Source organism: Streptomyces sp. NPDC050636, from assembly GCF_040654775.1.
Taxonomy (GTDB): Bacteria; Actinomycetota; Actinomycetes; order Streptomycetales; family Streptomycetaceae; genus Streptomyces.
This window is the reverse complement of sequence record NZ_JBFAIP010000023.1, coordinates 1-24,139: the sequence shown is the minus strand read 5'-3', so window position 1 is coordinate 24,139 and position 24,139 is coordinate 1. Positions and strand designations below refer to the sequence as shown.

The 24,139-nt window shown below is 67.3% G+C and carries 21 protein-coding genes and 1 pseudogene; 6 read left to right on the top strand and 16 right to left on the bottom strand.

Annotation, left to right across the window (positions count from 1 at the left end):
* Positions 1–14: 14 nt before the first annotated feature.
* The 3 genes from AB0I10_RS19035 to AB0I10_RS19025 all read right to left on the bottom strand — a co-directional run bounded on the left by AB0I10_RS19035 (position 15) and on the right by AB0I10_RS19025 (position 3,276).
* Entirely contained in the window at positions 15–596 is a 582-nt protein-coding gene (locus tag AB0I10_RS19035; protein WP_363153647.1) for a TetR family transcriptional regulator, read from the bottom strand.
* A 118-nt stretch (positions 597–714) separates the two neighbouring features.
* A complete protein-coding gene (locus tag AB0I10_RS19030) occupies positions 715–1,719 on the bottom strand; it encodes an aldo/keto reductase (protein ID WP_363153646.1) in 1,005 nt (334 codons plus the stop codon).
* A gap of 180 nt (positions 1,720–1,899) precedes the next feature.
* The gene (locus AB0I10_RS19025; protein WP_363153719.1) at positions 1,900–3,276 is read right to left on the bottom strand and encodes an MFS transporter; all 1,377 of its coding nucleotides are present in this window, start codon (positions 3,274–3,276) and stop codon (positions 1,900–1,902) included.
* A 224-nt stretch (positions 3,277–3,500) separates the two neighbouring features.
* Between AB0I10_RS19025 and AB0I10_RS19020 the strand changes: the two genes are divergently transcribed.
* Positions 3,501–4,439: a helix-turn-helix transcriptional regulator gene (locus AB0I10_RS19020; RefSeq protein WP_363153645.1), complete on the top strand. Its 939-nt coding sequence runs from the start codon at positions 3,501–3,503 to the stop codon at positions 4,437–4,439.
* A gap of 99 nt (positions 4,440–4,538) precedes the next feature.
* Here the strand turns inward: AB0I10_RS19020 and AB0I10_RS19015 are convergent, their stop codons facing one another.
* Positions 4,539–5,996, bottom strand: coding sequence for an MFS transporter (locus AB0I10_RS19015; RefSeq protein ID WP_363153644.1), 1,458 nt, complete (start codon positions 5,994–5,996; stop codon positions 4,539–4,541).
* A gap of 141 nt (positions 5,997–6,137) precedes the next feature.
* Between AB0I10_RS19015 and dusB the strand changes: the two genes are divergently transcribed.
* From dusB to AB0I10_RS18995, 4 genes and pseudogenes are all read left to right on the top strand, one after another.
* Entirely contained in the window at positions 6,138–7,289 is a 1,152-nt protein-coding gene (gene dusB, locus AB0I10_RS19010; protein ID WP_363153643.1) for a tRNA dihydrouridine synthase DusB, read from the top strand.
* Between the two features lie 75 nt (positions 7,290–7,364).
* A pseudogene (locus AB0I10_RS19005) lies at positions 7,365–7,931 on the top strand (MarR family winged helix-turn-helix transcriptional regulator); the annotation flags it as partial.
* 714 nt (positions 7,932–8,645) lie between these two features.
* Entirely contained in the window at positions 8,646–11,381 is a 2,736-nt protein-coding gene (gene ppdK, locus AB0I10_RS19000; RefSeq protein WP_363153642.1) for a pyruvate, phosphate dikinase, read from the top strand.
* 582 nt (positions 11,382–11,963) lie between these two features.
* A complete protein-coding gene (locus AB0I10_RS18995) occupies positions 11,964–12,806 on the top strand; it encodes a winged helix-turn-helix domain-containing protein (protein WP_363153641.1) in 843 nt (280 codons plus the stop codon).
* 84 nt (positions 12,807–12,890) lie between these two features.
* Here AB0I10_RS18995 and AB0I10_RS18990 read toward each other — a convergent pair whose 3' ends face one another.
* From AB0I10_RS18990 to AB0I10_RS18950, 9 genes are all read right to left on the bottom strand, one after another.
* Complete coding sequence (locus AB0I10_RS18990; RefSeq protein WP_363153640.1) at positions 12,891–13,853, bottom strand: TauD/TfdA family dioxygenase; 963 nt, start codon at positions 13,851–13,853, stop codon at positions 12,891–12,893.
* 113 nt (positions 13,854–13,966) lie between these two features.
* Positions 13,967–14,107: a hypothetical protein gene (locus AB0I10_RS18985; RefSeq protein ID WP_363153639.1), complete on the bottom strand. Its 141-nt coding sequence runs from the start codon at positions 14,105–14,107 to the stop codon at positions 13,967–13,969.
* A gap of 146 nt (positions 14,108–14,253) precedes the next feature.
* On the bottom strand, positions 14,254–15,090 hold the full coding sequence (locus AB0I10_RS18980) for a carbohydrate ABC transporter permease (RefSeq protein WP_363153638.1): 837 nt from the start codon (positions 15,088–15,090) through the stop codon (positions 14,254–14,256).
* Positions 15,091–15,096: 6 nt separating this feature from the next.
* The gene (locus AB0I10_RS18975) at positions 15,097–16,035 is read right to left on the bottom strand and encodes a sugar ABC transporter permease (protein ID WP_363153637.1); all 939 of its coding nucleotides are present in this window, start codon (positions 16,033–16,035) and stop codon (positions 15,097–15,099) included.
* Positions 16,032–17,321, bottom strand: coding sequence for a sugar ABC transporter substrate-binding protein (locus AB0I10_RS18970; RefSeq protein WP_363153636.1), 1,290 nt, complete (start codon positions 17,319–17,321; stop codon positions 16,032–16,034). The genes AB0I10_RS18975 and AB0I10_RS18970 overlap by 4 nt, the downstream gene beginning before the upstream one ends.
* A 211-nt stretch (positions 17,322–17,532) precedes the next feature.
* Positions 17,533–18,207: a hypothetical protein gene (locus AB0I10_RS18965; RefSeq protein ID WP_363153635.1), complete on the bottom strand. Its 675-nt coding sequence runs from the start codon at positions 18,205–18,207 to the stop codon at positions 17,533–17,535.
* A 59-nt stretch (positions 18,208–18,266) separates the two neighbouring features.
* A complete protein-coding gene (locus AB0I10_RS18960) occupies positions 18,267–18,473 on the bottom strand; it encodes a DUF397 domain-containing protein (RefSeq protein WP_363153634.1) in 207 nt (68 codons plus the stop codon).
* Positions 18,410–18,751 carry a Scr1 family TA system antitoxin-like transcriptional regulator gene (locus tag AB0I10_RS18955; protein WP_363153718.1) on the bottom strand — a complete coding sequence of 114 codons (342 nt, stop codon included), beginning with the start codon at positions 18,749–18,751 and terminating at the stop codon, positions 18,410–18,412. Before AB0I10_RS18955 ends, AB0I10_RS18960 begins: the two co-directional genes overlap by 64 nt.
* 17 nt (positions 18,752–18,768) lie before the next feature.
* On the bottom strand, positions 18,769–18,984 hold the full coding sequence (locus tag AB0I10_RS18950; protein WP_363153633.1) for a hypothetical protein: 216 nt from the start codon (positions 18,982–18,984) through the stop codon (positions 18,769–18,771).
* Between AB0I10_RS18950 and aac(6') the strand changes: the two genes are divergently transcribed.
* Complete coding sequence (aac(6'), locus tag AB0I10_RS18945) at positions 18,983–19,468, top strand: aminoglycoside 6'-N-acetyltransferase (RefSeq protein ID WP_363153717.1); 486 nt, start codon at positions 18,983–18,985, stop codon at positions 19,466–19,468. The two genes, AB0I10_RS18950 and aac(6'), sit on opposite strands and share 2 nt — an antisense overlap.
* A gap of 29 nt (positions 19,469–19,497) precedes the next feature.
* On the opposite strand, the gene AB0I10_RS18940 is transcribed toward aac(6'), so the two are convergent.
* The 3 genes from AB0I10_RS18940 to AB0I10_RS18930 form a co-directional block, all read right to left on the bottom strand.
* Positions 19,498–19,800: a hypothetical protein gene (locus tag AB0I10_RS18940; RefSeq protein WP_363153632.1), complete on the bottom strand. Its 303-nt coding sequence runs from the start codon at positions 19,798–19,800 to the stop codon at positions 19,498–19,500.
* 446 nt (positions 19,801–20,246) lie between these two features.
* Complete coding sequence (locus AB0I10_RS18935) at positions 20,247–22,112, bottom strand: SUKH-4 family immunity protein (protein ID WP_363153631.1); 1,866 nt, start codon at positions 22,110–22,112, stop codon at positions 20,247–20,249.
* Positions 22,113–22,491: 379 nt separating this feature from the next.
* On the bottom strand, positions 22,492–24,139 hold a 1,648-nt coding region (locus AB0I10_RS18930; RefSeq protein ID WP_363153630.1), incomplete at its 5' end, for a toxin glutamine deamidase domain-containing protein.

Genomic DNA, 24,139 nt, shown 5'->3' with positions numbered 1-24,139 from the left:
GGCGGCGGCGGACGCTAGCTCGTCAGGCCTCGCAGGATCAGTGATCGGACCGCCTCGAAGTCGGTGGTGATCGTGGGGCGGGACCATTCCGGGGCGTAGCAGGGGTCGTGGAAGCGGCCGGTGGCGTTGAAGACGGCGCGGGCGGAGGTCGTGGGGGAGGGGGTGTTGAAGGCGCCCTCGGTGACACCGGCTTCGATGATCGTGGTGAGCTGGGCTTCGAGGTCGGTGATATGGCGGTCGACCACACCGCCGATTTCGCCGATCAGGGTCATGTACGTGGCGAAGAGCTCGGGGTCGTCGCCCGCCTTGTGCCGCTTGGCTTCGAAGAGGGCGGTAAGCCAACGGTCCAGCCGGTCCGGGGCCGGATCCGCCGCCGTGACGATGGCCGACAGCTCCTCGCTCGTACGGTTCAGCCAGCGCTCCGTGACCGCCTCCCGCAGCGCCGCCTTGGTGCGGAAGTGGCGGTAGACGCTGCCGTGGCTGACGCCCAGGGCGCGCGCCACGTCGACGACCGTGGCCTTGGCGGGGCCGTAGCGACGCAGCACCTCCTCGGTGGCTTCGAGGATGCGCTCGGGGGTCAACGTCTCGGGGGGCATGGGGCGGGCCGGCCTTTCGGAGAGGAGCGGGCGGGGTCGGTGTGCGGGGACACCCGGCGGGTGCGTACGCCAGGTACCTAGGGACGGTACCTGGCGCCCCCGGCACCCGCCCCGACGGTCAGCGCTCGCTGTCCAGGTGGGCCATCTGGTCGGCGGGGTACCGCTCGCCCGCGGCGGCACCGGCCGGTACCGCGCGCTCGATCGCAGCCAGGTCCTCGGCGTCCAGCGTGACCTCCGCGGCGCCGAGCGCCTCGGTCAGCCGGTCCCGGCGACGGGCGCCGACCAGCGGAACGATGTCCTCGCCACGGGAGAGCGCCCAGGCGATGGCGGTCTGGGCGACCGTGACGCCCTTCTGCTCGGCGATCTTGCGGAGCGCGTCCACCAGGTCGAGGTTGCGGTGGAGATTCTCGCCCTGGAAACGCGGGCTCATGCCACGGAAGTCGTTCGCGGCCAGCTTGCGGTCGCGGGTGAAGTGGCCGCTGATCAGGCCGCGGGACAGCACGCCGTAGGCGGTGATGCCGATGCCCAGCTCGCGGGCGGTGGGCAGGATCTCGTCCTCGATGCCGCGGGAGAGCAGCGAGTACTCGATCTGGAGGTCGGAGATCGGGGCGACGGCGGCGGCCCGGCGCAGGGTGTCCGCGCCCACCTCGGACAGGCCGATATGGCGGACGTGTCCGGCCTCGACCAGCTCGGCGATGGCACCGATGGTCTCCTCGATCGGCACGGCCGGGTCGACACGGGCGATCCGGTAGATGTCGATGTGGTCGGTGCCGAGGCGCTGGAGGGAGTACGCGGCGAAGTTCTTCACCGCGTTCGGCCGGCCGTCATAGCCGGTGAAGGCGCCTTCGACGGTGCGCAGGGCGCCGAACTTGACGCTGGTCTGCGCCGTTTCGCGGGCGGCCGCGGGGGCCGTGCGCAGGGCTTCGTTGATGAGCAGTTCGTTGTGGCCCATGCCGTAGAAGTCGCCGGTGTCGAGCAGGGTGATGCCCGCTTCGAGGGCGGCGTGGACGGTGGCGATGGACTCGGCGCGGTCGGCGTCGCCGTAGAGGGCGGACATGCCCATGCAGCCGAGGCCGAGGGCGGCGGTCTGCGGGCCGGTGGTGCCGAGGGTGCGGGTCTGCACGGTGTGCTCCTGAACGGGGTGGGAGGCGGGGCGGGAGCCGGTTGTGGAAGTGCGAACGGGTCGCGATGGGGCGGCTCGTGCATCCACCATGACATGACGGCTGACAGATTTCAATATCTGTCAGCCGTAAAGTTGTCCGGAAGGGGCAGGGGTGCCGTAAGGCTCCCGTCCGCCGACCCGTCAGCGCACGGCGCGCGGCAGCCGCAGCGCCAGCACCGTCGTGACCAGCACGATCGCCAGTTGGGCCAGCAGCGCCGCGATCAGCGCGTCGCGTATGCCGAGGGACGGGAGCAGCGAGAAGAACAGGGTGCCGAGCGTGGCGACGCCGAGCGCGAGGCCCGACTGCTGGGTGGTGACCATGACGCCGCCGCCCACCCCGGCCTGCGCCACCGGCAGCTCGCTCAGCACGATCCGCATCAGTACCGGCAGGACCATGCCCTGGCCGATGCCCAGTACCGCCATGCTCGGCGCGAGGCCGGCCACCGATATGTCGGGCCAGCCCGCGCGGACGGTCAGAGCGAGGGTGATCAGCCCGATGGCCTGGATCAGCGAGCCGGTGATCACCACCCGCCGCCCGAAGCGCCGCACCAGCCGCGGACCGGCCAGTGAGGCCAGGAAGAACGTGACGCAGAGCGGCGCCAGGGACAGGCCGGCCGCGAACGCCCCGTAGTGCAGGCCGGTTTGGAGCGCGACGGCCACCACGAACATGAAGCCGCCGAAGCCCACCGAGAACGGGACCATCATGGAGAGGCCGCTGTGTACGGAGGGGATACGGAGCAGGGACAGTGGGACGAGCGGCGTACGGCCCATGCGTTCGGCGCGGCGCTCGATGATGACGAACGCGGCGGCGGTGAACGGGAAGGCGGCGAGAAGCAGCCAGGACCAGAGGGGCCAGCCGGCTGCCCGGCCCTCGGTCAGCGGCAGCAGCAGGGTGATCAGCGTGGCGGCGAGCAGCGCCGTGCCCGGGGCGTCCACCCGGGTCGGGTGCGGGGAACGGGTCTCGGGAACCGTGCGGGCGGCCAGCAGCCAGGCCGCGGCCGCGATCGGGACGTTCACCAGGAAGACCGCGCGCCATCCGGAGCCCGCCAGGTCGGCGGAGACCAGCAGCCCGCCGAGCACCTGGCCCACGGCGCTGGAGACACCGGCCGTGCCGCCGTACAGGCTGACGGCCTTCGCGCGCCGCTTGCCGGTGGTCGTGGCCTGGATGGTGGCCAGCACCTGCGGCAGCAGCAGCGCGGCCGCGGCCCCCTGGGTGACCCGGGCGGCCACCAGCGTCCAGGCGTCCGGGGCGAGTCCGCAGGCGAGCGAGGTCAGGCCGAAGGCGGCCAGACCCCAGAGGAACAGCCGGCGGCGCCCGACCATGTCGCCGAGCCGCCCGCCGAGGACGAGCAGAGTGGCGTAGGCGACGCCGTAGCCCGCCACCACCATCTCCAGGACCGCGGGCCCCGCGTGCAGGTCATGGTCGATGGTCGGCAGCGCGACATTGACGATAAAGAAGTCGATCATGGGGAGGGCCGCGCCGAGCAGGACGGTCAGCAGCCCCAGCGGGGTCAGCACGGTCGTGACCGAGAGGGAGCGGGCCGGGCCGTCTTCCGGGACGGCGGCCGTGACGCGGCTGTCGGTGGCGGTCTGTACGCGGGTATCGGTATAGGTATCGGTATCGGTATCGGTATCGCTCACGGATACGACGATCGTCCACCGCTCAAAGGGGTACCAGAGTCTTCTTATCCTGGTACCAGTGCTACCTGGCAACCGGATGGCGACTCCGGCACTCTGGAAGCATGACCGTGGATGTGACCATGACGCAGGCCACCGCGAGCCGGACCGGGACCAAAGACGCGACCGGCGGTGCGACCGGCGGTGCGATCGCCGCCCCGCGCGGCGACGACGCCGTCCGCCGGGCCGAGCTCGCCGCGTTTCTCCGCAGCCGGCGGGAGCGGATCACACCCGAGCAGGTCGGCCTGCCGCGCGGCAGCCGCCGCCGTACCCCGGGGCTGCGCCGCGAGGAGGTCGCGCATCTCGCCGCGGTCGGCGTCACGTGGTACACGTGGCTCGAACAGGCCCGGGACATCCATGTCTCACCGCAGGTCCTGGACGCGGTCGCCCGCGCGATGCTGCTCGACCGCGCCGAGCGCCGTCATCTGTTCGCGCTGGCCGGGGCGGTCGATCCGCTGCCCGGCACCGAATGCACCAGCGTCCCGCGGGCGATGCGGCAGGTCCTGCACCAGCTCGCGCCGTTCCCCGCGGTCGTACAGAACAGCCGGTTCGACATCCTCGCTTACAACTGCACCTACGGGCAGCTGATGTGCGACCTCGACGCGCTGCCCGAGGAGGACCGCAACTGCATGTGGCTGGCGTTCACGCACCCCGAGTACCGGGCGACCATGGCCGATCTGGATGCCACGGTGCGCATGATGGCCGCCAAGTTCCGGGCGTCAATGGCCGAGCATGTCGCGGAACCGGCCTGGAAGGCGCTGGTCGCGCGGCTGTCGGAGGCGTCGCCGGAGTTCCGTGAGATCTGGGCGCGGCACGAGGTCGTACGCCCGGTCAGCAGCACCAAGGTCTTCCAGAACCCGAGGGTGGGCGCCATGGAGCTCTCGGCCACCAGCCTGTGGACGGGCCCCAACCCGGGCCCCAAGCTGGTGACCTACACCCCCGTGGACGAGACGTCGCGGGAGCGCCTGGAACGGCTCCAGGAAATGGCGCTGGCCCGGGGCTGAGCGGTCCACCTGCCCACTTGCTTACGGGCTCGTCTACCTACCACGGGCTCGTCTACCTGCCTACGAACGCGACTACGTTCTACGAAGGCGACTACGTTCCTACGAACTCGCACTCGCCGTACTGTGCCCCCGCGGCGGCTCCTCCTCGAACAGCTCGGCCGTGCGGCGGGCCGTGGCGCGCGCCCGCTGGCCGGTGGTCAGGGCGCCCAGCAGCAGGACGGCCGCGCCGCAGCCGCTGATGATCCACCACGCCGCGCGGCCGGCCGCGATGAAGTCGCCGTCGCCCGTCGCCGCATGCGTCCCGCTCGCCAGCACCGCGCCGATCACCGCGACACCGAGCGTCTGTCCGACCTGCCGGCTGGTGGAGGCGACGGCGGCCGCCACACCGGCCTGCGCGCGCGGCATCCCCGACACCGCCGTGTTCGTAATGGGGGCATTGACCAGGCCGAAGCCGATACCGAACAGCACATAGCCGGTGAACAGCAGCGCCGTCGTCGACTGGGCGTCGAACCCCGCGAAGAGCAGCCCGCTCAGGCACATTCCCGTACCCGCCAGCAGCAGCGGTAGCCGGGGCCCGCGGCTGCCGACCAGCCGCCCGGACAGCGGCGCGAAGATCAGCGTCATGCCGGCCATGGGGAGCATGTAGAGGCCGGCATCCAGGGCGGACAGGCCGCGGACGTTCTGGAGGTAGAGAGTGTTGACGAAGAGGAAGCCGCCGAGCGCGGCGAACGCGCAGACCGCGACGACCGTCGCCCCACTGAACGGCGCGCTGTGGAAGAACCGCAGGTCGATCAGAGGTTCCCGGCGCCGTCTCTCGTACGCGATCAGGCCGCCCAACGCGACCAGCGCCAGTAGGGCGAACGCGAGGATCTTCACCGACAGCCAGCCCGCTTCAGGGGCCTCGATGATCGCGTAGGTCAGCGAGCCGAGCAGTGTGATCACCAGCAGCTGGCCCACCGGGTCCACCCGGCGCGGCTTGGGGGCGCGCGACTCCGGGACGTAGCGCAGGGTGAGGAAGAGCGCGAGCGCGCCGATCGGGACGTTGATCCAGAAGATCGAGCGCCAGCCGACGCTCTGCACCAGCAGCCCGCCGATGACCGGCCCGGCCGCCATGCTGATGCCGACGACGCCGCCCCACACCCCGATGGCACGGGCTCGCTCGCGGGGTTCGGTGAAGGTGTTGGTGATGATCGACATCGCGACCGGGTTGAGCATCGAGCCGCCGACCGCCTGCACCATCCGGAAGACCACCAACCAGTCCAGACCGGGCGCAAGGCTGCACAGCAGCGAGCCGATCGCGAAGACGACCAGGCCGATCACGAAGATCCGGCGCCGGCCGAGCCGGTCGGCGGTCGAACCGAACAGCATCAGCAGCGACGCCAGGACCAGCGTGTACGCGTCGATCGTCCACTGCATGCCGGAGACCGAGGCGTGCAACTCGCGCTGGAGGGTCGGCAGCGCGACGTTCAGGATGGTGTTGTCGAGGCTGACGATCAGCAGACTCAAACAGCAGATCGCCAGCACGAGGTGGCGCCTCCGCCGGCTGAGCTCAGGCATGGTTGAACGCTACAACGATATGGTGCCGCCGGCCTTGACGAGGCCGGTCGCGCGGTGCGGGACAATGGGAGGTCGCGGCGGCCGGAAAGCCTGTCGGCCGCGGCCCCTCCCCGCCGAAGGAAGCAGAAGGAATCCGCCTCCATGACTTTGCTGCAGATCGGACCGCACGCGGTGCAGCCGCCGGTGGTGCTCGCCCCGATGGCCGGGATCACCAATGCCCCCTTCCGGACGCTGTGCCGGGAGTTCAGCGGCGGCAAGGGCCTGTTCGTCAGCGAGATGATCACGACTCGGGCGCTGGTCGAGCGCAATGAGAAGACCATGCAGCTGATCCACTTCGACGAGACCGAGAAGCCGCGCTCGATCCAGCTGTACGGCGTCGACCCGGACACCGTCGGCAAGGCCGTCCGCATGATCGCCGACGAGGACCTCGCCGATCACATCGACCTGAACTTCGGGTGCCCGGTCCCCAAGGTGACCCGTAAGGGCGGCGGCTCCGCGCTGCCCTACAAGCGGAACCTGCTGCGCTCGATCCTGCGCGACGCGGTGGCGAACGCGGGCGCGCTGCCGGTGACCATGAAGATGCGCAAGGGCATCGACGACGACCACATCACCTATCTCGACGCGGGGCGGATCGCGGCCGAGGAGGGCGTCACGGCGATCGCGCTGCACGGGCGGACGGCGGCCCAGCACTACGGGGGCACCGCGGACTGGGACGCCATCGCGCGCCTCAAGGAGCATGTCCCGGAGATCCCGGTGCTCGGCAACGGCGACATCTGGTCGGCGGACGACGCGGTACGGATGATGCGGGAGACCGGCTGCGACGGTGTGGTCGTGGGGCGCGGCTGCCTGGGGCGGCCGTGGCTGTTCGGCGATCTGGTGGCGGCCTTCGAAGGCACCGGACCCCAGGCCGGCGGCCGTGATGTTGCTTTCGCAGCGCCCACCCTCAAGGAGGTCGCGGCCGTGATGCTGCGGCATGCCACGCTGCTCGGCGAGTGGATCGGCGACGAGGCGCGCGGCGTCATCGACTTCCGCAAGCATGTCGCCTGGTACACCAAGGGCTTCTCGATCGGCTCCGAGATGCGCCGGAACCTCGCGGTCACCTCATCCCTCGACGAGCTGGACGCGCTGCTGTCGGAGCTGGACCTGGACCAGCCGTGGCCGGTCGGCGCCGACGGCCCGCGCGGCCGTACGTCGGGCCGCAACCGGGTCGTGCTCCCCGACGGCTGGCTGGACGACCCGTACGACTGCACGGGCGTGGACGCGGACGCGGAGCTGGACACGTCGGGCGGGTGACGCCGCCGGGCGCCCGGCCCGCGCTACCGTTCCAGCCCGTACGGGGTACGGAGCGAGGAGACGCGAGACGCCGTGGTGAGCGGGTATCGGTCCATCGGGGACACGGAGAAGGCGGTACGGGCCAGGCTCGGCGATATGCCCGTCCGGCATGAGCGGATGGCGGCGGTGGCGAACATCTACCGCGCTGCGGCCGCCGTACGGCAGCACTTCGAGAACTCGGTGCTGCGCGCGGCCGAGCTGACCTGGACCTCCTTCGTGGTGCTGTGGGTGGTGTGGATCCGGGGGGAGACGGAGACCCGCCGGGTCGCCGAGGAAGCCGGGATCTCCAAGGGGACGCTCACCGGCGTCGCCCGTACGCTGCAGGGCCGCGGTCTGATGGAACGCAACGGCCACCCCACCGACGGCCGGCTCGCGCTGCTCTCGCTCACGCCCGAGGGGGAGCGGCTGATGGCCCGGACCTTCCCGCAGTTCCATGCCGAAGAGGCCTTTGTCACCGATGCGTTGAGCGATGACGAGGTGCTGACGCTGGCGGATCTGCTGCGCCGGATCGTGGTGCAGGTCGAGACGCACGGCGCGGACCGCCGGCTGGAACTCCTGGACGGCGCGGACCCGCGGCCACGGCGCAGCGGACGGCGGGCCAAGGGCGTGCCGGGGGTGACGGACGCGCAGGGTATGCCGGGGGTGACGGACGCGCAGGGAGTGCCGGACGTGCCGGGCGTGCCGGGGCGCGAGGACAGTCCGCTGTCCCGGTAGGCGCACCCTGGCGGCGAGGGGTCCGTGGGACAGGCCCCTTCGGTATACGACCCCGCACGTCGACGTGCCGTTCCCGCCACCTCGTGAACTATGGCTTGATCCCGATGCACAGGGCACCGCGCCAGGTGGCTCGAATGAGCACCTGGATCGCCCCGGAACGGGGGTTGCGCCACCCGGCGAACGGGGCCGGCGATGCCCGCGAGCCCTGGTGGAGGCGTTGTCGGGTCGGGTCCGGCAGTGGTCCGGATGATGGGATCCAGTGCCCCCGGAACGCGTGATTCTCGCCACCCCTGATAGGGGGTGCGCTCAGATGAGCGCTCATCGGAGGACTCCACCTCTCCAATGATGGCACCGGGTGCCACGCTTCATCCGTTCGAGTGATCAAGAGATCCATTGCTCTGAGTAGCGAAGAGGCCCTCCTTCGACTCCGTAGCGGAGTGATGCATTCAGCTAGTGAACTCACCTTCAAGCGATAGATCACTTTCGATCTGCTGGCTGACGGCGGGTTACGCACACATGTCGACCAAGTGGACGTACCCATGAGCCTTCGATCTGGGTATGTTCCTCGCCGTCAGGGCAGCCGTCCGCGAGGAGTCCAGTCCCGTGTCGGAAACACAAGATCCCCACGTAACCCAGCTTGCGTCCACGAAGTTCGTCTACGACTTCACCGAGGGCAACAAGGACCTCAAGGACCTCCTCGGTGGCAAGGGCGCCAACCTCGCCGAGATGACCAACCTGGGACTTCCCGTCCCTCCGGGCTTCACGATCACCACCGAAGCCTGCAAGGTCTACCTGGAGAGCGGCACGGAGCCCGCGGCACTGCGTGCCGAGGTCTCGGAGCACCTCGACGCCCTTGAGCGGAAGATGGGCAAGAAGCTCGGCCAGGCCGACGACCCGCTGCTCGTATCGGTGCGTTCCGGCGCGAAGTTCTCGATGCCCGGCATGATGGACACCGTCCTCAACATCGGCCTGTCGGATGCGTCGGTTTCCGGCCTTGCGACGCAGGCCGGCGACGAGCGGTTCGCGTGGGACTCCTACCGCCGCCTCATCCAGATGTTCGGCAAGACCGTGCTGGACGTCGATGGCGAGCTCTTCGAGGACGCGCTGGACGAGGCCAAGCGGGCCAAGGGCGTCACCGTCGACGTCGACCTGGACGCCGCCGATCTGCGCGCGCTGGTCGACCAGTTCAAGAACATCGTCGCCAAGGAGACCGGGCGGGACTTCCCGCAGGAGCCGCGCGAGCAGATGGACCTCGCCGTGCGTGCGGTCTTCGACTCGTGGAACACCGACCGCGCCAAGCTCTACCGCCGCCAGGAGCGCATCCCCGGCGACCTCGGCACCGCGGTCAACGTCTGCTCCATGGTCTTCGGCAACCTCGGCCCCGACTCGGGCACCGGCGTCGCCTTCACCCGCGACCCGGCCAGCGGCCACCAGGGCGTCTACGGCGACTACCTGCAGAACGCGCAGGGCGAGGACGTCGTCGCCGGTATCCGCAACACCGTGCCGCTCGCCGACCTCGAAGGCATCGACAAGGCGTCGTACGACGAGCTGATGCAGATCATGGAGACGCTCGAAACGCACTACAAGGACCTGTGCGACATCGAGTTCACCATTGAGAGCGGCAAGCTCTGGATGCTGCAGACCCGGGTCGGCAAGCGCACCGCCGGTGCCGCCTTCCGGATCGCCACCCAGCTCGTCGACCAGGGCCTGATCGACGAGGCCGAGGCGCTCCAGCGGGTCAACGGCGCGCAGCTCGCGCAGCTGATGTTCCCCCGCTTCGACCTGGGCGCGAAGTCCGCGATGATCGGCCGCGGCATCGCCGCCTCGCCGGGCGCCGCGGTCGGCAAGGCCGTCTTCGACTCGTACACCGCCGTCAAGTGGTCCCGGTCCGGCGAGAAGGTCATCCTCATCCGCCGGGAGACCAACCCCGACGACCTCAACGGCATGATCGCCGCCGAGGGCATCCTCACCTCCCGCGGCGGCAAGACCTCGCACGCCGCCGTCGTCGCCCGCGGCATGGGCAAGACCTGTGTCTGCGGCGCCGAGGAGCTGGAGGTCGACACCAAGGCCCGCCGGATGACGACCCGGGAAGGGACCGTCATCGAGGAGGGCGACGTCGTCTCCATCGACGGCTCCACCGGCAGGGTCTACTCCGGCGAGGTGCCGGTCGTGCCGTCCCCGGTCGTGGAGTACTTCGAGGGCCGCATGCACGCCGGCGCCGAGGACGCGGACGAGCTGGTCAAGGCCGTCCACCGGATCATGGCGTACGCGGACCGGGTGCGCCGGCTGCGCGTACGGGCCAACGCCGACAACGCCGAGGACGCCGCCCGCGCCCGCCGGTTCGGCGCCCAGGGCATCGGCCTGTGCCGCACCGAGCACATGTTCCTCGGCGAGCGCCGCGAGATGGTCGAACGCCTCATCCTGGCCGACACCGAAGCCGACCGGGAGGCCGCGCTGGGCGACCTCCTGCCGCTCCAGAAGGCCGACTTCATCGAGCTGTTCGAGGCCATGGACGGGCTGCCGGTGACCGTACGGCTGCTGGACCCGCCGCTGCACGAGTTCCTGCCCGACATCACCGACCTGTCGGTGCGCGTGGCACTGGCCGAGGCCCGCCACGAGAAGCACGAGAACGACCTGCGCCTCCTCCAGGCCGTGCACAAGCTGCACGAGCAGAACCCGATGCTGGGTCTGCGCGGCGTACGGCTCGGTCTGGTCATCCCCGGCCTGTTCGCGATGCAGGTCCGCGCGATCGCCGAGGCCGCCGCCGAGCGGAAGAACGCCAAGGGCGACCCCCGTGCGGAGATCATGATTCCGCTGGTCGGCACCGTCCAGGAGCTGGAGATCGTCCGCGAGGAGGCGGAGCAGGTCATCGCCGAGGTCGAGAAGGCCTACGACGTCAGCCTCAAGCTCACCCTCGGCACCATGATCGAGCTGCCCCGCGCCGCGCTGACGGCCGGCCAGATCGCCGAGTCCGCCGACTTCTTCTCCTTCGGTACGAACGACCTCACGCAGACGGTCTGGGGCTTCTCCCGCGACGACGTCGAGGCCAGCTTCTTCACCGCGTACCTGGAGAAGGGCATCTTCGGCGTCAGCCCGTTCGAGACCATCGACAAGGACGGCGTGGGCTCGCTGGTCCGCAGCGCCGCCAAGGCGGGCCGCGCCACCCGCCCGGACCTCAAGCTCGGTGTCTGCGGTGAGCACGGAGGCGACCCGGAGTCCGTCCACTTCTTCCACGAGGTCGGCCTGGACTACGTCTCCTGCTCCCCGTTCCGCATTCCGGTCGCACGACTGGAGGCGGGCCGCGCGGCGGCCGAGAGCAAGGGCAGCGACAGCCGCTGACCCGTAGGGGGCTGCCACGCGCGCGGTGGCAGCCCTGCCAGAACCACCGGAGCCGGCACTGTATGGCAGCCGACCCTCAGCCTCGCTGTCGGCTCCGGCACCCCAACGAGGGCGGGACCTGTGCGGAGGTCCCGCCCTCGCTTTTTCTCCGGACTCCCCCCTCGGGAGCTGCCGCCATCCCAGTCGGCGAGGGAAGGCGGCCTTCAACGGAACTGCTGAGCGGTCGGTTATTTGCCCATCACCCCCCACGGGATCGAGCAATCCGTTCCGTTCGCACCGCCGTTGAATTGAGTACAGCATTCCTGCCACCGGCCCGGTGGCGCGACCCGTTTCAACTCTGGCCAAAAGGGCATGGTGACCGCGCGTGTTGGCGTGCATACTCAGGCGTGCCGGGGGCCGAGTGGGAAAACCTAGTGTGGGGGTTCGGTGTTACGCGTCCATTTCAGTGGACTCGATCTGGCACGCGTGCGGATTGCCGCACGCCCTGACGCGCTGTGGGAGACCGTCTTAAGCTTTCACCGACTACGCGACCGACGTGACGATTCGGCGTTCGGGAAATGGCGCTCGGAAACCCGTGGAAGGTTGAATGGCGAAGCGCGACTGCTGGCGCCGCTCGTTCCCACCCGCGGCTATTTTCCCGATTTCCTGACGCCCGCCGAAGGGCTCCTCGGCATGGACGAGGCGCTGTCCGCGCTGCGCGAGACACCCGCCGCGCGGCTGCACGACGAGCTCTCCCGGCTCTCCACCGCCCGCCCGCTCCCGTCGTGGATACGGGCGATGGCCGAGGGGGAGACGCGCCCGCTGAGTCGGCTCGCAGGAACGCTCCAGCGCTATTACGAGGCGGCCGTCGCGCCGTACTGGCCGCGCGTACAGGGCCGTATCGAGGCCGACCGGGCGACTCGTGGCCGGGCGCTCCTCGACGGCGGCGCGGACCGGCTGCTGGCCTCGCTCCCGCCGATGCTGCGCTGGCGCGCGCCCGTCCTGGAGGCGGACTACCCAGTGGACCGCGACCTGTACCTCAACGGCCGCGGCCTGCTCCTCCTGCCCTCCTACTTCTGCCGTCGCACCCCGGTCACCTTCCACAACCCGGAACTGACGCCCGTCCTCGTCTACCCCGTCGAGCATCAGGCGCCCCGGCTGACACCACCGCCCCGGTCGGATCGCTGCCTGGGCAGGCTCGTCGGCCAGACCCGCTCAGCGATCCTCCAGGGCATCGGCGTCGGCTGCACCACCAGCGAACTCGCCCGCCGCGTCGATGTCTCCGTCGCGTCCGCCAGTCAGCACGCGACGGTACTGCGCGAGGCCGGCCTCCTGGTCACCCTGCGCCAGGGCAACGCGGTGCTGCACACGCTGACGCCGCTGGGCGCGGCGCTGCTGCGCGGGTCGCGGCCGGCGGAGGCGGCGGCTTATGAGCGGTTGGCGTGAGGCTGCGCACGACGGCGACGTCGAGGGGATCGCTCAGCGCGGGACTTGGTGGGACCGCTCGGTGCGGGACTCGATGGGGGACGCTCAGTACGGGCGATCCCCTGCGATGGCGACCCGCTCGGCAACCCGTCGGTCAGTGCCGTAATCGTTCACCGCATAGTGCTGCGTGGCGCGGTTGTCCCAGAAGGCGACATCCCCCGCCTTCCAGCGGAACCGAATCTGGAATTCCGGAACGTGCGCCTGCTGGAACAACAGCCGCAACAGCCGGTCGCTCTCCGCTTCTTCAAGCCCCACGATCCGAGTTGTGAACGAAGCATTGACGAAAAGCATCCGCCGCCCGGTCTCCGGATGACAGCGCACCACCGGATGTTCAACGGGTGGGAACTCCGCCTGGAACGACATGAGTTGAGCCGCCGAGTAGAAGCGCGAGAAGCCCGGCAGATAGTCGTGCACAGCCATCGCCCCGTTGATCCGCTCTCGGACCTCCGGCGCGAGATTCTCGTACGCCGCCGCCATATCGGCCCACATCGTGTCGCCGCCCGACGGCGGCACCTCGCGCAGCTGCAACACCGCACCCATCGCCGGGCGCTCGCGGAAAGTAACATCCGCATGCCAGATATTCTCGAACGTGGGGACCTCGCCGGCCGCTTCGTCGACCGCCTTGTCGAAGCGCACCACTTCCTTCGAATCGCCCCTCGCCAGTAGCGGATTGGTCTCCAACTCGCCCCAATTGCGGGCGAATTCGCGCTGAGCGGCGGAGCTGAGATGCTGCCCGCGGAAGAACAGCACCTTCCACTCCAGCAGTGCCCGGTTCAGCTCGTCGCGCAGCGCCGACGACACCGGCCGGGACAGGTCGAGACCACGGATTTCGGCCCCGATGGTGGCCCCCTGAGGCACCACCTCGAAGAGCTCGTACGCCCGGTCATCCCAGCCGTCGGGGGTACGGCGCAGGATGCGGCGGCCTTCGTAGAGACCGTCGGCGGGGATGCGGTGGGGGCGGAGGGTGGGGAGGGTGGCGGGAGCTGAAGGGTTGGCGAAGGGCGTCAACTTGTCCTCCTGGAGGGGAAAGGGAGGTCGGAAAACCCGTACTGGGGGGAGGGGAGCGGTGGAGCTACGACGCGAGGCGCCGGCCGAAACGCCCGTCAGAGGCTTCGGGCTGCTCAGGCCGTACGGAAACAACACGCCGGGGGAGACCCCACCCGGCCACGGCGGCGCAGAAAGCTCATGCCGCGGGGCGCGCACTCGCCGTGGGGGCCGCGGTCGCGCGGCTCCACCTCACGGACGATCGGGTGCGTGCTCATGCCACGCACCGTACCCCCTCATACAAGGGTCCTCAATGCGTCACTCATCGAGATCCAACACTCATCGGTACCCATCACTCGTCGGTACCCATCACTCGTCGGTACCCATCACTCATCGATACGCATCACTCATCGGGGCCGCTACCTCAGTCATCAATGCCACTACGCTCCACCCCCGCCACGATGTACCGCTGGAGCAGCAAGAACACGACCACCAACGGGGCGATCGACACCGCCGCGGCCACGAACAGCTCATGCAGATTGAGGTTCTGCGCAGTGGTGAACGTCGACAGCGCGACCTGGACCGTCCACGCCTCCTGGTCCTGTCCGATCACCAGCGGCCACAGGAACGCGTTCCAGGCGCCGATGAAGACGATGGTGCCGACCGCCGCGAAGACCGGCCGGGCGTTGGGGACGACGATGCGCCAGTACGTACGCCAGTAGCCGAGCCCGTCGACCCGCGCAGCGTCCTCCAGCTCCTTCGGGAAGCCCAGGAAGTACTGCCGGAAGATGAAGCAGGCGAACGCGCTGAACAGCGTCGGAATGACCAGCCCGCGCAGGGTGGATATCCACCCGAGCGACGACACCAGCACAAAGCTCGGCACGAACGTCACGGCCGCCGGCACCATCAACGTCCCCAGGATCGCGTAGAAGACGACGTTCGCATGCCGGTACGGAATCCGCGCCAGCCCGTACCCCGCGAGCGAGGCCAGCACGACCGTACCGACCGTCGTCGACACCGCGATCAGCGTGGAGTTGAGCAGCGCCCGCCCCATGGGGAGGTTCGGATCCCGGAAGACCTCGGTCAGGTTCGACCACTGGATGTCCTGCGGAAAGAAGGTCCAGTCAGGCGCGGTGATGTCCTGCTCCGTGGCCAGCCCGTTCCGCACCAGCAGATAGAACGGGATCAGGAAGAGCAGCGCGAGGGCGATGAGCAGAACGACCCGCAGCGCACGGCCGGCCCGGGTGAGAGCGTCATGCATGGGCGGTCAGTCCTCTCCCTTACGTCCGAGTCCGAACCAGCGGGCCTGGACGATCGTCGCCACCGCGATGATCAGCGCCAGAACCACTGCACCCGCACTCCCCAGCCCGAGGTTCTGCTCCCGTCCCAGCGCCGTGTAGTAGAGATAGACCAACGGCGGTCGGGCATACGGCGGATAGCCACGCGCATCACTCAACAAGTTGTAGAACTCGTCGAACGCCTGAAACGCATTGATCACCAGCAGCAGCACCACCGCCACGGAAGTGGCCCGCAACTGCGGAAACGTGATGTACCGGAACACCTGCCAGCCCGGCCGTGCCCCGTCCACCGCCGCCGCTTCGTACAACTGCGGGGATATGCGCTGGAGCCCGGCCAGGAACAGAATCATGTAGAACCCGGCCTGCAACCACAGCCGTACGGTCACGATGACCAGCCAGTACCAGGGCGGGTCGGTGGTGGACAGCCAGGCGGTCTGGTCCGTGTCGAAAAGTCCCAACACGGTGTTGGCCAACCCGAACCGCACCCCGTTGAAGATCGACAACTTCCAGATCAGCGAGGCGACGACATACGAGCACGCCGTCGGCAGAAAGAACACCGACCGGAAGAAGGCCTGGGCGAACCGCAGCCGGTTGACCATCAGCGCGAGCCCGAGCGAGAGCGCATACGTAGCCGGCACGATGAACACCGTGAACAGCAGAAACGTCCCCAGACTCCCCAGGAACGCGTCATCGCTCAGCATCGTCCCGTAGTTGCCCAGCCCGACGAAGTCGGTCGTCGACGGGCTCACCGTGTTGTGCGCATCAAAGAAGCTGAGGTAAACGCTCCACGCCAACGGCACGTATGTGAACAGCCCCAGCCCGACCGCGAACGGCCCGACGAAGACCCAGAACCACAGATTCCGCCGCTGCGGCCCGAGCAGCCGGGCACCGAACGAGGTGGCTGTCACGTCTTCTTGACCCGCTGAAGCTCGGCATTGACCTTGCGCACGACAGCCTTCAACTCACTCTCCGGGTTCGCACCGTCCTTGATGATGCGGCTGAGCGCGTCCTGGTAGGCCGTACGGTCCGCGCTGGTCCACAGCAGCGGCTCGGCATAGCCGTACTCGGTCGCGAACCGGACCGCGTCCGCCGCCGCACCTGTCTGCAACTCCTCGGCCTTCTTGGCGAGCGAGATCCGAGCCGGGATATGAAACCCATACGACAGCGCGAAGTCCAGCTGATAGTCGCTACGTTCCACCCACAACCACTTCGCGAACGCCTTGGCCTCCGCCTTGTGCTTGCTACGCGCACTGACCGCCGCGGCATACGCACCAACCGGTACGGACGGCTTCCCACTCGCGCCGTCCCTCGGGAACGGCAACACCCCGAAGTCGTCCCCCAGCGCCTTCTTGATCTGCGGCAGCGCCCACAGCCCCGACCACTGCATCGCGGTCAGCCCCTGGATGAACGCGGCCGGATCCGACCAGTCCGTAGGGGCACCCAGAAGCAGCGACTTATCGGCGTACAGCTGGCGGATCTTCCCGAGGACGCGAGCAGCAGCCGGATCATCAAACCCGACCTTGGCCCTACCCCCCTCCTCGCTGATCAGACTCAGCCCGGCGGCGAAGAGCGGCGTCCCGCTGAGCACCCCGACCCCGCCGTCGTTCCCGAGGAACAGCCCCTTGACCTTCTTGGCGCTCAGCTTCGAGGTCAGCTTCTTGGCCGCATCCACCAACTCGTCAAGCGTCTGCGGGGGTTCGAGGTCGGCATCCCTCAGCATGCTCTTCCGGTAGAAGAGCATCTGCATGTCCACGACCTGCGGGATCCCCCAAACCTTGTCCTGCCAGATCTTCGGCGCGAGCACAGCCGGATTGAAGTCATCCTTCACCGACTCGACCTCGGCCGTCAGATCAACGACCTGACCACCCTGAATCTGGTTCAGCAGCGGCCCGTTGACCTCGAAAACGTCGGGCCCGGAGTCCGTCAGCAAGGCCGCCGCACTCTGCCGGTCGTAATCCCCAGGCCGCCACTGCACCGTGACGTTCGCCTTCTTGTACGCAGCGGCGTACCGCTTCACGGCCTGCTCGGCGCCCGGCTCGCCGTACTGGTGGTACCACTGACTGATCGCCGGACCTGAGCCGCTACCACCCCGCCCGGTGTTGGAGCCGCATGCGGCGAGCGCTCCGGTGAGCGCGATCCCACCGGAGGCGGAGAGCAGGCGCCGCCGTCCGATGCCGTTTCCTAAGCTCGTCATGACTGTCAGCCCCCAGCAGTCGCAGCTCTAGTAACTCGTCCAGTGGTCGTAGCTCTTCAGCGGCCGTGACTCTTCAGTGGCCGTAGCTCTTCAGCGGCCGTGAGTCTTCAGCGGCCGTGAGTCTTCAGCGGTCGTGACTCTTCTTGATCGTCGATCACCATGTGGTGCCGCGCCCACTCTGCCCCACCCGCGTGAAGTACGCATTGCACCTTTACGAATCCGCCCCGGGCTGCCCCGCAGCAGCGAATATCGCGTCCAGCGCCGACTCCCAGGCATGCGGGTAGCCGTCCACATACATCTCCTGGGAAAGCCCCGGACCCACCGCTATGTCCGGCACGGAGACCCTGACCTTCCTCTCGTTCACAACAATGTTGTACGACTCCGAGGAGTTGCCGCTGGCGTCCGCGTCGGATCTGACGTCCGCAGGCTGGATCGGGAGCCCCCGCTTCATGAGCTCGCCCACCAGCAGATCCGTATTCGACCAGATGGTGCGTCGAGCCGCGTCGAAGGCGGACAGCTCCTCCACGAGGTCGTTCCAGGCGTACGGGGCATCGTTGTGCTGCAGCGCCCATTGCCCGTCTGCGGCTTGGCTCTTCACGATCGCGAGGGGCACGCCGGGCATGACGAGATCCCCTTCGTACCCCTCCGGGCACTCCAAGGTGAACTCGACGCATCCAGGCCGTTCGTCGTCGGCATACCCGCCGTCGAGATAGGCCAAGGGCTCCTCACATCCACGCTCGGTGAGCTCGGACACGAGCGCCAGCATGTTCGCTCGCGCGTGCGCCGCGATCTTGGCATCGTCGGCGAGGATTTCCTCGACCCTGTGGTCGCTGTGGTCGCTGTCGTCCCCGGCGTCTCCGGCGTTGCTGTCGTTGCTGTCGGTCATGTCGCCATTGTCGCGCGACCCACTGACAATCCGCGGCGAGCCGGCTGCGGGCGATGGATCTAGCGGCGCGGCCTCTGCGGCTCGAACCAGCCTCCGGCGACGGCGCCTTGGAACACCGTCCACGAGGCGGGATCGAGCTGTTGTATCGGGCCGTCGGGGTCTTTGGAGTCACGGACGGCGACGGCGCGAGGGATGCTGGTGGCTACCTCGGCGCACTCAGCCTCGTGATCGCTGTAGCTGGACTTGCGGTATCTGAACTCGCGCATGGCTCACAGTTCCCTGCTGAGGCTGCTGATGAACGCGTGTGAATCGCTCTGGCTGAGGGCTTGGCCTGCGACTCACTCGAGCAGTTCATCATGCTGAACGGGAGCACTTGGACGCTGATGTTCGGGTGCTGGGACAGGTTGGTGAGGTGCTCAAGTTGCCCGCGCATTACGTCAACGCCGCCGACGAGGTTCCTCAGCACGGCCTCGTGCACGACGGCCTGGAGGCGGAGCGGAGGGTCTTCCACGAGCCGGGCTTGGCGGGCCAGCCGTCCGGTCACGAAGTGGTCGTCCGAGTTCAACGCGCGTACGTAGTCGGGGGTTGCAGCAGCCCCGGAACGAAGACGACCTGCCACGTCTTGATGATCTTGGCGGCACTCTCCAGGCCGGCGCACTCCTGCATCGGAGGAAGCGGCGCGTCGTTGCACCACCCCTTGGCCTTTGGGGCATCCATATGCTCGACGTCGGCAAGACGGTGTGGTGCGAACTGGAGCTGCGATATGAACACGGACATGGGTAGTGACTGGGAGCTGCAGGGGGCGGTGGTCGTCCTGCGGCCGACGGCGAAGCAGGACATCGCAACCCTCGACCGGATCGTCCGCGAACCGGAAGTCGCCGCCTGGTGGTCGGTCCCTGACGACTACGACGACATGCTCGCCATCCTCTTAGACGGGCAGGTAATCGGCGCCATCCAATTCTCCGAGGAAACCGACCCCGAATTCCGCCACGCAAGCATCGACATCTTCCTCACGACAAGCCGCCACGGCCACGGCCTCGGCACGGACGCCGTCCGTACCCTCGCACGCTGGCTGATCCACGAGCGCGGCCACCACCGCCTGACCATCGACCCCGCCGTAGCCAACGCAGCAGCAATTAGCAGCTACCGCAAGGTCGGTTTCAAGCCAGTCGGCATCATGCGTGCATACGGGCGCGACTACCGGACGGGCGGCTGGGCGGACGGTCTTCTGATGGACCTTCTTGCCGACGAACTCACCTGAGGCATGGCCCGGTTGGAGCGCAAGCCGTACTAGGGGTTGGGGTGGTGGCGCCTGCGGTAGCGGGCGATCGCCGATTTCGGGGGGAAGTTGGGTACGTAGGTGAGCTTCCCGTCAGCTTTGGAGACGACGAGGTGGCTGCCGCCGAAGGAAGGAGGTTCGGTGGGCGGGAAAGTGGCGTAGATGACGTAGCCGATATCGAATTCCTCGACGTGCACGGATGCAGGGGTGCCATCGTGACAGCGGGGCCGGAAGCGGGTACGAGCAATTTCCAGCGCTTCCTCGGCGGTCGTCGGCACGGGATTCCCGGGCTCGGACGGCTCGTTCTCCGGCATGAGGTTTCTCCTTGTTGCCCGGGCTCAGGGTGAGCTGACGCGAGGTTTGCTTTCGGGGGCCGGGGCGTCTTCCGTTTGTCTGGCTCTCAATGACTGTGGAATCCGTATGCCCGGGCGGGAGCCTTCGCCCTCACTCGGTCAATGCGCTTGTGGGCGGTGAGTAAGTGATTGGGCAGGAGATTGGCCTCGTCGTCACCCTCGACAAGCCCCTTGATAGTGCCCTGGCCCGGCGAGCACCAGTGAGTCGCCTATGTTCCAAGGCACACGACAGCCAGTCCCGGTCAGGCGCCTCCCCGTAGCTGCACGCGGCGTTGTACGCGAGGTTTTTGAATGTCAATTCCTCGTCACGATCATCGGGCCAGGCCATCGACGCCTTCACCGAGTGGAAAGGAAGTTTGGTCTTTCCGTCGACTCCGGCTCGCCTTCATTTGGTGAGCCTTGTGTGGTTAGTGCGAATTCGGGTCGTCCAAGGAGCCATCAAGTACATCATCCCAGTGGTCGCCGTCTTCCGTGACAGGGTCAATTCGTTCAGCCCATTCCCGTAGGCTCCATCGTGCATCCCGCACCTCCGCCTCTGTCGAGAAGAGACTAGTGAAATACTCTCGATAGAGGGCGAGTAGCGTAGTGAATTGGAGAAGGCTACTGGCCAACACCTCTGACGAATAACCGCTGTTCGTATCCTGAAGCACTGCACCGCTGCTTCCGTCCAGAAGGACCATTCCTCCTGTCCAGAAACCGAGATGATAGAAGGGGCCTTCGCTCTCGGGGGCGGGTGCATCCGCAGGCCATTCCACGGGCACCAATCCCTGCTCATCCAGGGCGACCGTGGACATGAAGGGGATTTCCTTCGGGAGGGACGGCATCCCGACGGTGGTGAGGAAGCGCCGTGCCCTTTCATTCCGTACACCTGCGGGCAGGTCTGACTCCTGCACTGTTCGGCACGCCCCGCTGCCGAAGATTCCCTCTAGCCAAAACCGTGATGGGCCATCAGCGGCAAGTGCAGCCTCCGGGCACTGCCACGTAGCCATGTCAGTGACAGGACCAAGGAGGGGTCCTCGGGCCCTCATGTCGACATCTGGGTCCGTCGACGCTTGCAGCTCGACCGCGTAGAGCCCCCCGTGACCTCCGATGAGCCATCGCCCAGCACCGGCGGGTACTACTGGATCACCGGTGCGAGGCGTCCACGGCGGAGATGTCTCCGGATACTCCGGCACCTCCGCCGATGCAGCGCTGACCCACCCGCTGGCTCCGCCTATGCGTACCTCTTCGCCGTTCTCGTAATGGAGCTGGAGTGGGGCGGGGGGAGTCACTTCGATGCCATCAGTGACACGGAATGCACGCTCGAGGTAGCGGTCGTCCAGCGGGCCGCCCATGGTGTCCCACTGAAGTACTTTGCGTGCCGCCGCGACCGGCTCTTCGCCAATGACTCCAGCCTGTAGTTGGTCGTAGAAGAGGATTTTGCCCACTTCACTGGGAATTCGACCGAACGTGCCGTGCGGGCGCCATCGTGACCAGAGAGTGCGCCAGGGCATGTCGACGGCAGAAGCCGCCAGCCCCGACGCCACTTCGGTCAGGCCTCGAGTCACGGCAGCCCAATGCAACCAGGAGATCCAATCACCGTGCGAGCGGGGATCGATTCCCTCCCGCTCGGAGTAGTGGATGTCCGTCGCGATGCTGCCCTGAGGTACCCCGTCCGGCCAGGCGACGGCCAGTCCCTGCAGGAGCGCATACCGATCCACCCGCACCAGGAGACCGCCGTCGGCCAGGATTTCTTCCATCACCCCGGCAAGCGCGGCATGTACAGGCAAAGCCTGCGCGACATAGCGTTCCACTGAGCCGGCCGGCGATTCGGCCGAAAGTCTGCGCACAATGCGATGCTGGTCATGGGCGGTGGCCTCATCGAGTTCCCGGATCCGCAACCGGACGGCCTCCGAGATGATGTGCACACGCTCTTCGCCGCTCTCATCGAAACTGACGGCCAGCAGATCCGGCCGGTTCGAAGCGACGTCCCGCAAGTCCTCCTCTCTCATCGGGGTGCCGAGCGCCTCGCACAAGGCGGACCAGACGGGTAGTGCCACCCACCGCGTCTCCGCCGCCGCAAGAGCACGAAGCGCCGAGTGCCGCTGAACCACGGGCTCCCGTTCGAGCCCGGTGCATGTAGTCGTCTGATCAGTGATCATCAACTCAGGACGAAGCGGGAGTGAGGGAATCCGTAGGCGCGCAGCATCGCCCTCGACGATGACTCGTATGTCGTGGTGCCTTGTTTTCCCGAAGCGCTTTGCCACTGTGAGGGCGATGCGTAGCGGCTCCACCGACGTAATGGTTGGCCCCGCCCACTGAGCATTGGCGAGTGCCAGAACGCCGTCATGCTGGACATGCCCAATGGCATTCCCCAGGCTTTGGCGTGCGCGCGCCTGTTCTGCCGCCACTCCCAAACCAGAGAGAGCTTTCTCCGCTACTTCTTCGGCCGTGAGTCCCCGGCAGTCGACCAGAACGGCGCCGGGAGCATCGCGACAGACGTCGCGCAGCAGTGCACTCGTACCGACGCTCTCCTCTCCTCGCAGCAGAAGCGTGCCGCCCCTGTGGCGAGGCTCCGACAGCCACAGGTCCAGCTGTTCCCGTACAGATTGAGATGAGTTCACAGGCGGTTTCCGATCGGTATCACAAGTCTCCTGCGAAGGCTACCTGCTCTTAGGTATCTTCCTCGCCGGATCCCGGAGTGATGGGCGGCGGTGCAACGCCATTTTCCCTTGCTCGTGCTGCTGCCATCCAGATTCGCGCCAGCTCGCCACGGAATTTGTTCATATCGCTGTCGTACATTTTCTTGAGCTCGGCGCGAGCGTCGTTACCATCGCTTCCCAGATTCTTGACGGCCTCCTTCGCCTCTTTGAACTCTTTGTTTGCCACCCTTTGTGCGGCACGTGCCGCTTTGAGGTCGGGACTCTGATTCTTCTTGGCCTCTTCTACCGCCTCCTTGGCCCGCCAGGTTGCCCTCTCGGCTTCCAGTAGGTCCTGCTTCGGAACCAGCTCGTCGTCTGTTGGTGGCTTCCGGTAGCCAATTCCGTAGTAGACGATCAATGGCCGCTCAGGGGGATTCTTGAGAATTTCCGGGTCTCTTGATTCTCGCCCCCTTTTCTTGGAAAAGCGATCATCGTCGTCTCCGCGCCACATGTCATATGTGAGATAGTCGGAGCAGTTTGCCCCGCCAGTGCCAGTTCCATCTCCGCATGGCTCAAATTCCGTGTAAAGTTGCGCGAGTTCGTACTGTGAATATTTCTTCTGTATATCGAGTATCCATTCGCCGAGATGAGGCTCTGAATGATCGGGGATATGGTGCGGGCTGCCAGCTGATGGAACTGAAGAGTCGACGACGTAATGGATGTCCGTCACATTTCCGTGTTTGTCTCGTTCCACCAGCATGACAGCGGCGTAATTCTTACCGGACATGTCTGGTTGCAAATTACCCGTGCCGTGATGCCTTCGCAGTTCCCGGAACTCCGCGTCTTTCTTGGCGATGGCTGCTGAATCCGCGTCGGCGCCACCGGCTTCCTCTATTACCGCATATTTTCGGGCGTCCGCTGTAGGGCCGTCTCCGTTGCCGACGAGGTGCGTTTCGTGCAAGGCATGGCCTGGATGCCTTGGCGTTCCTGCCGGAGCTGAAGGCCGCACTCTGCCAGGGTCCATTGGTTCGGGGCTCACACCAACCGCATGGGCCCCATGGTAGGCGGAACTCAATCGCCCGATGGACGCAACGATCGCGAGTTTGGTCCCGTCGTCCAGGTCACGGAAGCCGTCTCCCAGGAGCTGACAAAGCTTGCTATGGGTAATTTTACCGTTCGTTGCTGCTTCATCGGCCACGCGATACAGGGAGCCGTCATTCGCCCATCCCTCAAGCCTATCGAGGACATGTTGAAGGCCGATTTGCCGGACATCCAGCGCGAGGCGAAGGCGTCGCTGCGACTCCTCAGGCAGCATGCCGTCATCATCCGGGGTGCTGTAGTGCCTGTGGTCTGGACCCTGCCTGGTATTGAACGGCGCGGTTCCGCGTGTCCTCTCTTCATCGAATTTCTCGTGATCTTTTTGCCCCCAGTCTTCTTCCTTGCTGGTCCCAGCCGGCTCGGCAGACGGTCGGCGGTCGGCCGACCTGTGAGTTGTGGTGGGCTGGCCAGCGTGGAGAGGCCGACGGTTGGGGGTGAGGGGGATGGCGTGGACGCCGTTGGTGCCGTCGTGGAGGGGTTTGTTGTTGCGTTGGCCGGTTTGGGCGTCGACGTAGGTGATCTTGCCGTTGTGGTTGACGGCGTTCCAGGCGTGGGCGCGGCCGTTGCGGTCCTGGGTGATG